The organism is Vibrio sp. 1562, assembly GCF_033340155.1.
GTDB lineage: Bacteria > Pseudomonadota > Gammaproteobacteria > Enterobacterales > Vibrionaceae > Vibrio > Vibrio alginolyticus.
In genome coordinates this window covers 211,438-225,555 of record NZ_JAWOVY010000004.1, presented here as the reverse complement: position 1 = coordinate 225,555, position 14,118 = coordinate 211,438, and the positions used below count along the sequence as shown (strand labels likewise).

Annotated in this window: 12 protein-coding genes; 3 read left to right on the top strand and 9 right to left on the bottom strand. The window is 43.6% G+C overall.

Annotated features, from left to right (window positions below):
- Positions 1–38: 38 nt before the first annotated feature.
- Positions 39–689 carry a thiopurine S-methyltransferase gene (locus tag R7Z49_RS06180; protein ID WP_021707633.1) on the bottom strand — a complete coding sequence of 217 codons (651 nt, stop codon included), beginning with the start codon at positions 687–689 and terminating at the stop codon, positions 39–41.
- 315 nt (positions 690–1,004) lie between these two features.
- On the opposite strand from R7Z49_RS06180, the gene R7Z49_RS06175 reads away from it, so the two are divergent.
- Positions 1,005–1,784, top strand: a complete 780-nt coding sequence (locus R7Z49_RS06175) for a phosphoribosylglycinamide formyltransferase (protein WP_025766820.1) — start codon at positions 1,005–1,007, stop codon at positions 1,782–1,784.
- A gap of 121 nt (positions 1,785–1,905) precedes the next feature.
- On the opposite strand, the gene ihfA is transcribed toward R7Z49_RS06175, so the two are convergent.
- Complete coding sequence (gene ihfA, locus R7Z49_RS06170; RefSeq protein ID WP_005377899.1) at positions 1,906–2,202, bottom strand: integration host factor subunit alpha; 297 nt, start codon at positions 2,200–2,202, stop codon at positions 1,906–1,908.
- 534 nt (positions 2,203–2,736) lie between these two features.
- Between ihfA and R7Z49_RS06165 the strand changes: the two genes are divergently transcribed.
- Positions 2,737–3,618 carry an AEC family transporter gene (locus R7Z49_RS06165; RefSeq protein WP_318111458.1) on the top strand — a complete coding sequence of 294 codons (882 nt, stop codon included), beginning with the start codon at positions 2,737–2,739 and terminating at the stop codon, positions 3,616–3,618.
- Between the two features lie 214 nt (positions 3,619–3,832).
- Here the strand turns inward: R7Z49_RS06165 and pheT are convergent, their stop codons facing one another.
- From pheT to R7Z49_RS06135, 6 genes are all read right to left on the bottom strand, one after another.
- The gene (gene pheT / locus R7Z49_RS06160) at positions 3,833–6,238 is read right to left on the bottom strand and encodes a phenylalanine--tRNA ligase subunit beta (protein WP_053303165.1); all 2,406 of its coding nucleotides are present in this window, start codon (positions 6,236–6,238) and stop codon (positions 3,833–3,835) included.
- 18 nt (positions 6,239–6,256) lie between these two features.
- Positions 6,257–7,240 (bottom strand): phenylalanine--tRNA ligase subunit alpha, encoded by a 984-nt coding sequence (pheS, locus tag R7Z49_RS06155; protein ID WP_005385470.1) that lies wholly within the window; start codon positions 7,238–7,240, stop codon positions 6,257–6,259.
- 191 nt (positions 7,241–7,431) lie between these two features.
- A complete protein-coding gene (locus R7Z49_RS06150; RefSeq protein WP_064353839.1) occupies positions 7,432–8,607 on the bottom strand; it encodes a hypothetical protein in 1,176 nt (391 codons plus the stop codon).
- Positions 8,608–8,617: 10 nt separating this feature from the next.
- Positions 8,618–9,409: an outer membrane lipoprotein-sorting protein gene (locus R7Z49_RS06145; protein WP_064353838.1), complete on the bottom strand. Its 792-nt coding sequence runs from the start codon at positions 9,407–9,409 to the stop codon at positions 8,618–8,620.
- Between the two features lie 18 nt (positions 9,410–9,427).
- Positions 9,428–11,806, bottom strand: a complete 2,379-nt coding sequence (locus tag R7Z49_RS06140) for an efflux RND transporter permease subunit (protein ID WP_064353837.1) — start codon at positions 11,804–11,806, stop codon at positions 9,428–9,430.
- Between the two features lie 249 nt (positions 11,807–12,055).
- Entirely contained in the window at positions 12,056–12,844 is a 789-nt protein-coding gene (locus R7Z49_RS06135; protein WP_005377913.1) for a TetR/AcrR family transcriptional regulator, read from the bottom strand.
- A gap of 270 nt (positions 12,845–13,114) precedes the next feature.
- On the opposite strand from R7Z49_RS06135, the gene R7Z49_RS06130 reads away from it, so the two are divergent.
- Complete coding sequence (locus tag R7Z49_RS06130; RefSeq protein ID WP_031780965.1) at positions 13,115–13,300, top strand: hypothetical protein; 186 nt, start codon at positions 13,115–13,117, stop codon at positions 13,298–13,300.
- Here the strand turns inward: R7Z49_RS06130 and R7Z49_RS06125 are convergent.
- Positions 13,293–14,102, bottom strand: coding sequence for a helix-turn-helix domain-containing protein (locus R7Z49_RS06125; protein ID WP_005385480.1), 810 nt, complete (start codon positions 14,100–14,102; stop codon positions 13,293–13,295). The two genes, R7Z49_RS06130 and R7Z49_RS06125, sit on opposite strands and share 8 nt — an antisense overlap.
- Between the last annotated feature and the right edge of the window lie 16 nt (positions 14,103–14,118).

The following is a 14,118-nucleotide window of genomic DNA, read 5'->3' as shown; positions in this document are numbered from 1 at the left end:
AATTGCTGCGCTATTTCGTGTTCCAAACCGAAGAGAGCCTATTCACTCTCGATTAAGTACACTTCTTCAGAGAAGCGACTTAAGCCTTTTTTCGCAATTTTAGGATGATTCTCGTCAGCTTCATCTACGTTCAAACAAGTAACTTTGTAACCTGAAAATAACTGCTCAATCTCTTCGACCGGCACGCTAAATGGAGGCCCCGCCATCTCTTCTTGAGGATAGTTGAGTGTAACAAGCAAAATACGACCGCCTGGGTTCAAAAGTTGCTTGAGACGCTCTACATACTCCTCTCGCATATCTTGCGGTAAAGCAACCAACGCGGCGCGATCATAAATGATATCGGCTTGAGATACTGGTGCAGTGAAAAAGTCCCCAGTATAAATAGAGAGCTCATCAAATTGATAAAGCTCGTGCATGCCATTAAGAGGCGTTACCGTTGGCGTGTAAAAATGTTCAGCAAAAAAGGCACGCACAGCAATATGGCTTAGCTCAACACCTTCAACCGAATCATGCTTCATCGCTAGCCAAATCAAGTCTTCTGACTTTCCACATAAAGGAACTAACACTTTATCTTCACGCTTTGGATTAGTGTGTTTCCAATATACTGGTAATAGCGGGTTTACATCTTCCAAGTGAAATCCGATCTGATTGCTGGCCCATTTGTTATGCCAAAATTCTTGGTCTCTCATTTTACTTTCTACTTGTCGGCTGTTTTCATTTTGAGAGGTAAGACTAACGTTTTTTTTCAATTTGTCTATGCCGTTCATCTTTGGTTAATACTGCGGTGATAGGATGTAATCGGTCTCATAGGAGACGCGCCTTTATCTGATAATCAGAATAAAGAAAAGAGAAATGGTGATCTAACGCACGATTCTACTTCAAGATAAAACTGAAACCTTGGAATCTTTCGTAATGGCCCCATTTATAAGTTAGTACCTGATTTGCCGAACTTAGCGACCTTTATGTTCCCTATTTTCTAAGTACAAGCAAGTTAAGGAGAGTGAATGAGCTTATTTCTTCGTACTACAGCATTGATGCTTTTGGTACTTAGCCGTGCACCGGCATTTGCCGCACTTCCAATTACCCCTGCGCCTAGTGGCGAACAAAATCGTTCAACCAGCCAAAACGAAGTTTGTTCGAAACTTTTTAAACACAGCCTTAGCGGTTTATATGGCATTCAGTCAATCGACACCACACCAACTCAGCCATATTCTGACTTCGACATCCTTTACAGCAAAGCTCACCAAGCACAATTTGAACTTGAAACTATCTGTAAGAGTACCGCACTTCTTAATGACGCTCAGCCATACTTCGCAGGCGTGAAATCCAAACAACGAGCAGAAGAAAAGATAGCTTTAGAGTTAGATGGGAAAGTTGAACGTATTACTGACCTAGCACGTGCAACGATTGTAGCTGAAGACGTCGCGAGCTTAGTCTCCATTTATGAAACGTTAGAGCGTGAAACAACTATTGTGAAAGTAAAAAATCGATTCAAAAAACCTGGCCCTTCAGGATATAGAGACTTGAACTTGCTCGTTCGTTTACCAAAAACAAACCTAGTAGCCGAAGTTCAACTGCACTTGAAAGCAATCGCAGATGTAAAAAGCGGTCCCGAACACGACCTATACGAAAAAATCCAGAAACTAGAACGTCAAGCGATGTTGGAAAAACGTGAGCTAAGCGAAATAGAGCTTGCCTCTATTCGCAACATGCGTACACAGTCTAAGAACTTGTACCAACAAGCATGGCAACCATACTTAACAACGCATCTAGAAGCGGCGTAACCGATATCATTAAGCGTCTCTCATAAACAGAAAAACCACCGCATTGCGGTGGTTTTCATTTGTATGCACACGAATTTTACGCAAAAAAAGACCACGCCTTAGCGTGATCCATTTATTCGGCTTACTGTACTTTCTTCAGGTTTTCTACACGAGCTTTTAACTTCTGACCCGGGCGAAAAGTCACTACACGTCGAGCAGTAATTGGAATATCTTCACCAGTTTTCGGGTTACGACCAGGTCGTTCATTCTTGTCACGAAGATCAAAGTTACCAAAACCTGACAGTTTTACCTGTTCGCCACTTTCCAGTGCCTTACGAATCTCTTCAAAGAACACTTCCACCGTTTCCTTGGCGTCCCGCTTACTAAATCCTAATTTATCAAACAGGTTTTCTGCCAGTTCGGCTTTTGTGAGCGCCATAAAACTTTCCTCAAAGCTATGTTAAACAATGCTACGTTAGTGTAGCGCCAGAGCAGTTTTACCCTACCAATTCAACAACATATCGGGGTTACATCAGGAAGTGTATGACAAGCTTATGATTTTCGCCAACTTTTTTCTTGGCGAACAAAAGGAATAGCACTACGTAAATTATTGTTAAACGCCAGAAATTTGATATTTTTGTTTTTGTTTCATCTTTATCAGGAAAAACATCCAGATTATAAAACTAAAAGTAGTTTAAATATCAACATTAAACACTATTTAATAAAAATATCAGATATTGGTTATTTAACAGACACTTGACATAGAACTTGTCGTAAATTCAGTGATTTGTATGTAACTCGATACGTAACAATTAGATTAAAAGGTATGACCACCTGTACTTTGCAACTGTGCTTTGAAAGCTTGATTAAACCCACGCTTCTCGCTGTTTAACGATGACGCCATATATAAAGATTGATAATGTGGAAGTTCGTGTATTTCCTCATTAGCTTCTTACACTGCTTCTAGGCGACCATGATTAATCAAATCATAAATATTCTTTTCCCTGTTTTTGCTCTTGTCGGAGTTGGCTATTTGGTCGGTCGTTACATCAAGCCTGACTTTCGCCCAATAAACCGCATTAATATTGAGGTTTTTACGCCAGCACTGGTATTTTCGTCACTCGTTAGCATGCCGCTCGATTCAAATCAGGGGCCGCTTCTTTTGGCGGCAATTGTTGCGGTTTTAATTCCCGCACTACTCATGATCCCGGTATGTCGATGGACGTCACTCTCGTTTAAAACCTGGGCGCCACCACATATGTTTCGGAATAGCGGAAATCTAGCTATTCCTTTGTTTACCTATACGTTTGGAGAAATTGCGCTGTCGTCAGCAGTGCTTTTATTTGTCGTGTCAGCATGCTTGCATATCAGCTTAGGCGTAATGCTGCTTAGTCATGGCAACCCTTTTAAGCAAATAGTCAAGATGCCAATCTTTTTAGCAGCGTCGTTGGCTCTGCTTCTCAACGTGTCAAATGTGGGTGCATGGGCGCCTTTATACGAAGCCACTGCTCTACTTGGGCAAGCGGCCGTACCCGTGATGCTTTTATCTCTGGGGGCACAAATGTGTCATTTACGGTTGGACGGTTTAAAGATTGGTGTGTTGTGTACCGTGCAGTCACTGGCAACTGGTGCTGTCGCTTTTGCACTTATTTATTGGTTAATTCCCCTTCCAACGATGCAATTGCAAATGATGGTGCTCTTCACAATGCTGCCGCCAGCCGTCATGAATTACCTATTTGCGGAAAGACTGAATATAGAACCCATGAAGGTGGCGTCAATGGTACTATTTGGCAACTTTTTCAGCATTCTTACGCTGCCTCTTCTGCTTAGCTATACCCTCTCACTCGCTGCCTAACCGCCAATAAGCTATCGTTAGCGTGTATTAGCTGAAAAACAATACGTTCCTAATCTCGGGTAAGGGCCATCCCTAGTTTGGTCTAGTATTTTAAAATAATGAGGGGTGGTGCGAGCAGTAAGGAACTTGAACAACGATAAGGTAATCCTAAAAATAAAAAAACCCTGCCAAACTGGCAGGGTTTTCATTTCTTAAGAAGATACGTTACGCGAGATTAGTCACGTAGAGACGCACCAAACTTCTCAGAAACGTGAGCAACGATAGCGTCAACCGCACCAGCGATATCTGCATCTTCAAGCGTACGCTCAAGTGACTGTAGAGTCAGAGCGATTGCTAGGCTCTTCTTACCTTCTTCAACGCCTTTACCTACGTAAACGTCGAACAGTTTTGCATCTTTAAGGAACTCGCCACCTTGCTCTAGACAAGCGTTAACAATGTCACCAGATGCAACAGCTTCATCCACTACTACCGCGATATCACGACGGTTTGAAGGGAATTTAGAAAGTGCTACCGCTTCTGGGATCACTTTGCTGTTAATTGCAGACCATTCGATTTCGAATACGATAGTACGACCATTTAGACCGAACTTACGCTCAAGCTCAGGGTGAACGGTACCGATCACGCCCACTTCTTTGCCATCTACGATGATTGCCGCAGATTGACCTGGGTGAAGTGCTGGGTTAGCTTTTTTGCTTTCAGGTGACAGTGCAGCGAAAGAGTACGCTTTTTCGTTCGCAGATAGCTCTAGAATCGCTTCTAGATCGCCTTTAAGGTCGAAGAAATCAACCGTGTTAGTTTCGATATCCCAATGTTCTTCACCGCGAGTACCAGCGATAACACCCGCTAGCATAGGCTCTTGGCGCATGCCGTTTTCTGCAGATTCACATGGGATGAAACGTAGGCCGTATTCGAATAGACGAACGCGTGGCTGTTGACGCTTCTGGTTGTGAACAACCGTGTTCAGCAGACCTTGGATAAGACCAAGACGCATTGCTGACATGTCTGCAGAAATTGGGTTTGGAAGTACTAGAGGCTCAACACCAGGTACAACTAGCTTTTGCTGCTCAGGCTCAACGAAGCTGTATGTGATTGCTTCGTGGTAACCACGGTCAACAAGAAGATCACGAACGCGTTTCAGTGGAAGATCCGCTTCAACGTGGTTGTGCATCTTAAGTGCTGCTGCTGGGTTTTGGTTAGGAATGTTGTCGTAACCGTAGATACGGCCAACTTCTTCAATCAGATCTTGCTCGATAGCGATATCGAAACGCCATGTTGGCGCTACTGCCACCCAACCTTCTTCTGAAGCTTCAACAGTCAAACCTAGGCGCTCTAGGATTTCTACTACATCAGCATCAGCGATGTGGTGACCTAGTAGGTTGTCTAGTTTCGTGCGACGTAGTGCAACTTTGTTTGGCTTAGGTAGGTCTGCTTCAGATTCTACAGCTACAACAGGTGCTACTTCACCACCACAAATTTCAACAAGAAGCTGTGTTGCACGCTCCATTGCGCTCACTTGTAGTGCGTAATCCACACCACGCTCGAAACGCATTGAAGAATCAGTGTGAAGACCGTAGCTACGTGCGCGGCCACGGATGTGGTCAGGTGCAAAGAATGCACACTCTAGTAGAACGTCTTTAGTCTCAGTTGTTACACCAGACTCTTCACCACCAAAGATACCTGCGATTGCAAGTGCTTTGTTGTGGTCAGCAACTACTAGTGTATCTGCGTTTAGTTCTGCTTCGTTGCCGTCAAGAAGCGTTAGCTTCTCACCTTGCTCAGCCATACGAACTACGATGCCACCTTCGATCTTCGCTAGATCGAATGCGTGCATTGGTTGGCCTTGCTCTAGAAGAACGTAGTTAGTGATGTCTACTACAGGGTCGATAGAGCGAATACCACAACGACGCAGTTTCTCTTGCATCCATAGTGGTGTTTCAGCTTGAACGTTTACGTTCTTAATAACACGACCTAGGTAACGAGGACACGCAGCAGGAGCTTTCACTTCGATAGACACTTTATCGTCGATTGAAGGGGCAACTGCTTCTACTAATGGCTCTGTCACGTCAGCACGGTTTAGTACGCCAACTTCACGAGCTAGACCACGAATGCTGAAACAGTCAGCGCGGTTTGCCGTTAGGTCTACGTCTACTGTTACGTCGTCTAGACCTAGGAATTCACGGAAATCGGTACCGACTACTGCGTCTTCTGCTAGTTCCATGATACCGTCTGACTCAACGTCGATACCTAGTTCAGTGAATGAACAAAGCATGCCGTGAGATGGCTGGCCACGTAGTTTCGCTTTTTTGATTTTGAAATCACCTGGAAGAACAGCACCAACTGTTGCTACTGCTACTTTCAGACCTTGGCGACAGTTAGGTGCGCCACAAACAATGTCTAGAAGCTCTTCTTCACCCACGTCAACTTTAGTTACGCGCAGTTTGTCTGCATCTGGGTGTTGACCACATTCAACAACGTGACCGACTTTAACGCCAGTAAAAGAACCTGCAACAGGAAGAACGTCGTCTACCTCTAGACCGGCCATTGTAATTTGGTGAGTTAGCTCGTCAGTAGTAACCGCAGGGTTTACCCACTCACGAAGCCATGATTCGCTGAATTTCATGTTGATGAACCCTCTGGATTACTTGAACTGTTTTAGGAAACGAAGATCGTTCTCGAAGAACGCACGTAGGTCGTTCACGCCGTAACGAAGCATTGTTAGACGCTCAACACCCATACCGAATGCGAAACCAGAGTATTTTTCAGGATCGATACCTACGCTACGTAGCACGTTCGGGTGAACCATACCGCAGCCTAGTACTTCTAACCATTTACCGTTCTTGCCTTTCACGTCTACTTCAGCTGAAGGCTCAGTGAATGGGAAGTAAGATGGACGGAAACGTACTTCTACTTCTTCTTCGAAGAAGTTACATAGGAAATCGTGCAGGATGCCTTTCAGCTGAGCAAAGTTTACGTTCTCATCAACCAGCATGCCTTCCACTTGGTGGAACATTGGCGTGTGCGTTTGGTCGTAGTCGTTACGGTATACACGGCCTGGTGCGATGAAACGGAATGGTGGTTTACCATTTTCCATCGTACGGATCTGTACGCCTGACGTATGAGTACGAAGCATCAAGTCTGGGTTGAAGAAGAAAGTATCGTGGTCAGTACGCGCTGGGTGATCAGCTGCGATGTTTAGCGCATCGAAGTTGTGGAATGCATCTTCGATCTCTGGGCCTGCCTCGGTGTTAAAACCGAGTTCGCCAAAGAACTTCTCAATACGCTCTACAGTACGAGTTACTGGGTGTAAACCACCGTTTTCAATACGACGACCTGGTAGTGTTACGTCGATTGTTTCTGCTGCTAGTTTCGCTTCAAGCTCAGCACGTTGTAGTGCATCTTTACGAGCTGCGATAGCTTGCTGAACTACGCCTTTCGCTTTGTTGATCTCTTGACCAGCTTCACGGCGTTCTTCTGGTGGTAGTTTGCCTAGGCTTTGAAGTTGAGCAGTTAGCTCACCTTTTTTACCCAGATACTGAACACGCACTTCATCAAGTGCGACTAGCGATTCGGCAGCTTCAATTGCAGTGCTCGCGCTAGCAATGATCTCTTCTAGATGTTGCATCGTTTCCTCATCTACCTGTAGGTAGTGTCCATAAGGGAGTGATTGGTTTTTTGATAGCTGTACATAGTAGCCAAACCGGGCACCAATGCCAAATTGAATTACGAAAAGAAGAGGTTATTGAATAAAAAGAGCACAAAAACGTCAAAAATGTCATCTTTAGTTAATCTGCCGTTTAGTTGTGCCCTTTTGTTTTAGAAATAGTATTGAATAGATAGCTCGATAAAATCGTCATCTCTAGCAAAGTAGAGCAAATCATTTGGTGTTTCATTTTTAAACAACCAAGCATCAATTTGCCACTTAACGTGATTCGATATTCGGCTCGACGCCTCTAACTTAGCATTGTAAACATCAGCGTTATCTAAATCCTTCGTGATTCCCGTCAATACTTCCGTTCCGTCCTCATCATTGAGCGCCCAACGAATACCTGCAAACACATCATTTTGACCGATAGTTTGTGCGTTGTTCCCTCGACTGTCATAGAGGTACTCACCAATAACTCCCACATCCCAAACCGTGTCAAATGCACCGACGAAGGTATACTCAAAACCCGTCACAAGACCGACATGATTATCAGCGCTATCTCGATAAACACTTTCTAGTTTCCATAACCAATCGCCAACAATTCCTTGCACATCGAGACCGACATGACTCATCAGAGCGTAGTAAGGCTTTAATTCTCCGTACTCAAAACGAAAGTAGGGATCCCGGTTTGTTCCATATAAATAGCTTAGGCCTACGTCCCAATCGCCAAGCATTTTCGAATATCGAAAAGCCACATCTACGTGCTTCTCTTCTCTGCTTGATTCATAGATAGCATCATCAGAGACAACGGGTTCGGTTCGCAAGCGGCCATCTGTACCCGCAAACGTTCGTTCCCTAAAGTAAGGTAACAACATTGCGTGGACGGTACCCCAGTCTTTGAAAGAGGTAAAATGTAACATCGGCTGACCGAGCTTATCTTCACCATCAACGGCTTCAATAGAGTCTGTTTGGTTTACTACATCAACTAAATGGGCTGATTCAGTCACTCCCCAAAAGACCTTACTAATCCCAACTCGAAGCTCATAATCATCCCAATAAGTCAGATAAAGTGCCTCTCGTATGTCACCATGACTTCGCTCATCGTCTAGACCATCCAGACGATAGAAAGGTGTGAAAGTAAAGTTTGCATCACCATTTTGCATCTCCCAGTAAAATTCTGGCTGCAAAACCAATGACGTTTGCGCTTTGCTCTGACCCTGAGAGCCCGTTTTAAAAAACTGACGATGCTCAATATTGACTTGTCCTGCGAGCTCGACGGCAGTCAGAGGCATCGAGTAAAAAAAGGCTGCTGCACTAAGCAACAACCCAACATTTAATCGCTTCATTTTTCCTCCACTACCTCACTCGCTTCAACACATTCTTATGAAAGTCATTGTCTTGTAATCCAGTGTTAAAACGCATTTCGCTAGTCGTTAGCTCAGTACTTTTTCCTGTTTGATGGTTTGTCATCGCCATAGTGTGCGCTCGCCAATATTGGTTGAGATATTGCTTGTAATCGGAAAAAGAAAGCGTTTTTAACAAAGAGCCTTTGCGGTCGTAAAACTCAACTTTAAGTGGACGATAATGCGCTTTATCTAACCACACCGTTTGCTTGGTATAACCTGAGTTCTTATCGGTCGGAATTTGCTCTACGACGAAAACATCTTGCCCGTTTATGCTGTCATCTTTTAGGTAGTTGAAACGGTATTTTTCAATCTCAAAGGAACTGAGATCCTCATACGCGAATTCACTGCCCATAAAAGGACCTGATTTGTTACGCGAGGAAATACGTTTCACACGTTTCAGTGCAGGAAGGTAAAGCCATTGGTCATCGGCACCCACCGTATGAGAATGGTTGAGAAACGCCGTGCCTTTTACATCTCTCGGTTCATCAAATATCGTGAGCCCTTTGTCACCATCGCCATCAACTTCAAGTGATTGTAAGCGCATTAAACGTGTGCTGCTTTCTCCTTGCGCGTTTCGCAGAATCATTTGCATCGTAGCAACAGAATCCCCCCACCCTCCATCACGGGCTTTGCGCTCTTGGGCAATTTCTAGTCCTTTGGCTTCATCCGCCAACACCGCATGACTCATAATAAGCGAGACAGAAAGTACTGATACTTTTAAGGCATTTTTTACTAAATTCATGTTCAATCCTTTAATTCGTTATGACTGAGTAACAGTCTTGGTTTGAGAGTCAGTTGATTTAAGCTTATTTCGGCGCTCTACCTCGTCGTAAACGCCTTTGTCAAACAACATCAGTAGAGTCGGTAGAAAGATGAAATCCACAACAAGAGCAATGAAGATAACAATGGCACTCAACTGTCCCATATCGGCATTTAAGCGGAAGCTCGACATCGCCAGAACAGAGAAACCAGCAACAAGCACGACCGTCGTAATCCAAAGCGCGCGCCCCACGGTGCGAAAGGCGTAGCGAACCGCTTGCTCCGCACTGTGGCCATCTTTACGAGCGTGTTGATATTTAGAAAGAAAGTGAACGGCGTCATCGACAACAACACCAAGCGTTAATGTCACAACGACAGACAATCCCAAGTTAATCTCGCCAGAAACCAGCGCCCAAATACCAAAACCAATAAGCGCAGGAGCAATATTCGGGACAAGACTAATTAAGCCAAGCTTGAACGAACGCAAGGCAAAGATCAGTAATGCAGAGATTAAGACAAGAGTAATGGGCAAGGTTGACAGCATGCTGGCCATATTCGTTTCACCAATATGCGCAAACATCAATGAAGGACTAGACGCAACAACATCATATTGAGGCGCGTTTTCGTTAAACCATTGGTAAATGCGATTTTCCAAATCAACAAGCTCGACGCTGCCCAAGTTCTCCACGGTGAGAACCATCTTGATCGACGACTTATCTACATTGATTTGGTTGTTCAAATCTAAACCATACGGTAGTGACATTTCATAAAGCAGCAGATATTGAGCCGCTAATTCTCTGTCTTGAGGGAGCGAGTAATAAGCCTGATCATCTCCATGCATGTTCTTGTTTAGGCGCTTATAAACATCGCTCAAGGTCGCAACATGGTCCGTTTCTGGCTGCAACCTTAGCCAGTCAGTAAATTTACCCACGGAATTGAGAAAATTAGGATCGGCAATGCCCTGCGATTCGTTAGTTTTTATCGCGATACTGATGTTCGCCATGCCACTGATTCGCTCTTCCATAAAATCAGCCGCTCGGCGAAATTCATTGCTATGGCCAAAGTACTCGACGGATTCATCATTGACTTTGTTCAGCGGAATCAAGCTCGCACTCGCGACAATAACAAGCACCGACAACGGCAATAACGCATGTCGCTTTGACACCACGAAATCTCCTAAATGATCCATAAAGTGCTTTCTTTCATCAGAAGTATCCGACTTCACCGTAACCGGAAGGATATTAAGCAAGGCGGGAAGTAACGTGATGGAAAGGAAACAAGCAACCATGACGCCAAGGGCTGATAGGTTGCCGAAATCTCTCAGGATTGGAGAATCCGACATATTCATCATTAAAAAGCCGATCGCGGTGGTAATGGAGGTAATCAAGATAGGCATGAAATTGAGCGCAATACTTCGCTCAATAGAGTGGGCTTTACTAAAGCCGTTTTGCATAGACTGACGCATTGTCGCGATGATGTGTACACAGTCTGCGACGGCAAGCGTCATCACCAAGGTAGGCACATTAACGGTCGCCGTGCTTAAGAACATACCAGCCCATCCTGACAAGCCCATTGTCACCATAACCGAGCCGATAATAACGATGAGCGTCGCGATGACGCTAAGCAATGAGCGCAACATGATGGTCAGAAACACCAATATCACTAGTAACATAGTAGGCACTAATGTTGCGCTATCATCTTGGGCTGCGGTCATAAATGCGTAGTTCATTGCAATAATACCAGCCTTGTGGAATTCCGTGTCTGGGTACACTTGCTGATAACGTTCAATCATTCCGTTTATGTAAGCAACCACCTCTTGTACTTCAGCAGTTTTATCTATTTCAGGGAGTTGGACCGTAATGTTTACGACCGTGACATCTCCTTTTTCAGAAATCAGTGAACTTTTCAAAACCGGCTCACTCAACGCAATACTTTTGACTTTCTCTATTCGTTGAGGTGTCAATTCATATTCGCTATACAGTAAGTCTTCGACAAGAAGATCATCTTCAAACGCTTCGGTATGCTGGTAGTTGGCGAGGGAATCAACGCGGGTGGAGTATGGAACTTGCCACGCCTCGTCAGTGATCTGCTGAATAAGAGATAATGTACTAGGAGTAAAAACAGTGCCGCTCTTTGGCGCTATAACCAAAGCAAGACTGTCAGATTTTGCAAAGGTGGTTTGAATTTCATCAAACGCAAGTAACTGCTCATTTGTTCCATCAAAGAAGATGTCGTAATCTCCTCTAAAGTAAAGATTTTTTCCTCCAATAGTTGCTATGACAATCAATAAAACGGTAGCAAGCATCACCAATACACTGTAATTCGTTGGTAGCTTACCCCACCCTGAACGGGCGTATTGTTGAACGTTGTGATGTGGCATCACACTCTCCTTTTGTGACGTTTCGTCAAATTTAAAAACTAAAAAAACAGCAAATGCTGTAAATAACCAGACAAACTCGACATGCAAACTTTAGATCGAATGAATTTGGCTACATAAGTCAGTTTTTAGTAACTTCCTATGCTTCTCGTGATCATTGGCTGAACGCCAACCCTCGAGATTTAATGACGATTCGTCACAATAGTGCGATAAAAAAGCCAACCATAACGTCAGATTGGCCTTTCCAGTTTATTAGCGATTCACTGACTCTAAATAAGCAAGCTCTTCACTAAATAACTCCTGCTCCACTCGACGCCAGGTTTTACGGTAGTCCCATTCTGTAGATAAAGGCGACCAACCTAAACCATCAAGTAACATATTCGCGTTGTGCAGTACTGAGAATGGGTCTTGAATTCGCTGAATACATCGACTGTTCGATGCATTTTGCGCCAAAGCGTTTGAACCGAATGCAATAGACCAGTTGGCGAATACAATAGCATCAGAACCAATTGCGGGAGAAAACTTAAGATCACCACATTCTACCGCATTGTTCACCAGCGCATCAGCACCATCTATTACTTGTTCTTCCAAGTTATTCAGTTCATTCACACGTTTAGGCGAAGCCTTCTCTAGAACCCAAGGCGTCTTTGCAACAATCGCACAAGTTGATAGTACTGGCTCCATACGAGCGTAAATACGATAACCTACATGCATCGCAATGATTTTTTCTCTGGTATTGCCATTAAATTTGGCGGTACGTTCGAAAAATATTGCTTCGCTTTTCAGCGAATGAATACAAAGCGCAAGAATCACATCTTCTTTGCTGCAAAAATGATTGTAGATCGTCCCTTTAGAATAAGGGCTTGACGCTGTAAGCTTGTCCATCGTTAAGTTGGCAAAGCCTTGCTCTTGAACTAAAGACTTAGCCAATTGAATAAGCTCTATCTCACGATCAGCAATCGCCTGTTGCTTTTTTGTTAGCCCTGAAGACACACGACATCCGTCTTGCTTGCTATATTTTTTACAGCGAAAGTTAAACATAATCCTTTGATCCGTATACCAACACACTCCCAATAATTGTAACACGATTCTTTAATACGGGAACGCAACTAAAGTTGACGAACCGTCACAAATGACACTTCGTCATAATAGATCAAAAAACAAACATTTCAAGTATGAATTTATAATTAGAAGATAAATAGCTACCAATTATGCATACCCAAGTAGCTACAGGATGCTTGGTTCAACGAGAATGGTTTCTTTGTAGAGGAAGCGAGAGAGGCTTTGGGAGGAACAACGAAGGAAATCAGCATGTTAAAAATAACGAAAGTAGATGCTGAACAGGTATTATTCGAAATAAGCCCAACACACTTTAAGTCTGAATTAAGAGCAAACACCGCTGAATGCCCTACTTACAAAGTATTTGCTGTCTTAGGCTTTTTCTTTTGCAACGCCCTTTCAGAAACTCTCTTCAAAAAAGGCTCAAAATCTATATAGATAGGCTTGGCTTATCACCTGCAGCTGCGATGGCATAACGAATATCATCAATAAATCGCCCCTCTGTCTCAATAATGCCGTCAGAGAATGTGACTGGCTGATGTGGCCCAGCAAGTAGAACAATATTAGTAAAATCAGAGACATTAAAGTTCTCTGCTACAACATTTTTGGAATGAAAATCAATGACGGTCTTTGCAACTTGATCTTCCAGTAACAAAAGCTGTTCTTCAGTAATTTTCATACGCGCCAAAGCAACGCGAACACACTTATCGTGGGTAGTCGTCTGCTCTTTTATGATTTCGGTATATTTGTCGTTGAGCTTGGAGTTCTCTGCATAGCTATAATATAAAGGCCCGTGCAGCGTTATATTTTTATCTTCATCAACGTAAACGAGATCCAACAACTCTAATGCTTTTAAGTAATCAGACATGCTCTGCTCAGACAAGTCATACTTTTTCTTTAAAATAGAATAACCGTCTTTACCTCGAAGCATTCTCAATTCACGATAAAAGTCGTAAAGGTGAGGGAATTGAAAGAATACTTCATCCTGTGTGCGACTAAAGTAATCCTCGTCTTCACCTTGCAATTGATTTGCGAGCTTTTGTAGTTCATCTAACGTGCAATCAACCGCTCTACAATATTCCAGCAACTTATCTAAAGCGAGATTCGTGCTTGTAAGATGTCTCTTAAAGGTAGATAGTGGCATACCCATTTTCTCAGATAGCTCTCGATATGTTAGCCCTTTTGTTTTAATCGCTTGGCGTAATGCGGCTAGCAAGTATTCGGGAGTCAGATCTCTCATCTACAATTCCTTTTGG

Bases quoted from the DNA above. Each gene is read 5' to 3' on its own strand.
- R7Z49_RS06180 (WP_021707633.1), bottom strand. From the start codon at position 689: ATGAGAGACCAAGAATTTTGGCATAACAAATGGGCCAGCAATCAGATC.
- pheT (WP_053303165.1), bottom strand. From the start codon at position 6,238: ATGAAATTCAGCGAATCATGGCTTCGTGAGTGGGTAAACCCTGCGGTT.
- R7Z49_RS06130 (WP_031780965.1), top strand. From the start codon at position 13,115: ATGTTAAAAATAACGAAAGTAGATGCTGAACAGGTATTATTCGAAATA.
- R7Z49_RS06165 (WP_318111458.1), top strand. From the start codon at position 2,737: ATGATTAATCAAATCATAAATATTCTTTTCCCTGTTTTTGCTCTTGTC.
- R7Z49_RS06125 (WP_005385480.1), bottom strand. From the start codon at position 14,102: ATGAGAGATCTGACTCCCGAATACTTGCTAGCCGCATTACGCCAAGCG.
- R7Z49_RS06145 (WP_064353838.1), bottom strand. From the start codon at position 9,409: ATGAATTTAGTAAAAAATGCCTTAAAAGTATCAGTACTTTCTGTCTCG.
- pheS (WP_005385470.1), bottom strand. From the start codon at position 7,240: ATGCAACATCTAGAAGAGATCATTGCTAGCGCGAGCACTGCAATTGAA.
- R7Z49_RS06175 (WP_025766820.1), top strand. From the start codon at position 1,005: ATGAGCTTATTTCTTCGTACTACAGCATTGATGCTTTTGGTACTTAGC.
- R7Z49_RS06150 (WP_064353839.1), bottom strand. From the start codon at position 8,607: ATGAAGCGATTAAATGTTGGGTTGTTGCTTAGTGCAGCAGCCTTTTTT.
- R7Z49_RS06140 (WP_064353837.1), bottom strand. From the start codon at position 11,806: ATGCCACATCACAACGTTCAACAATACGCCCGTTCAGGGTGGGGTAAG.
- R7Z49_RS06135 (WP_005377913.1), bottom strand. From the start codon at position 12,844: ATGTTTAACTTTCGCTGTAAAAAATATAGCAAGCAAGACGGATGTCGT.
- ihfA (WP_005377899.1), bottom strand. From the start codon at position 2,202: ATGGCGCTCACAAAAGCCGAACTGGCAGAAAACCTGTTTGATAAATTA.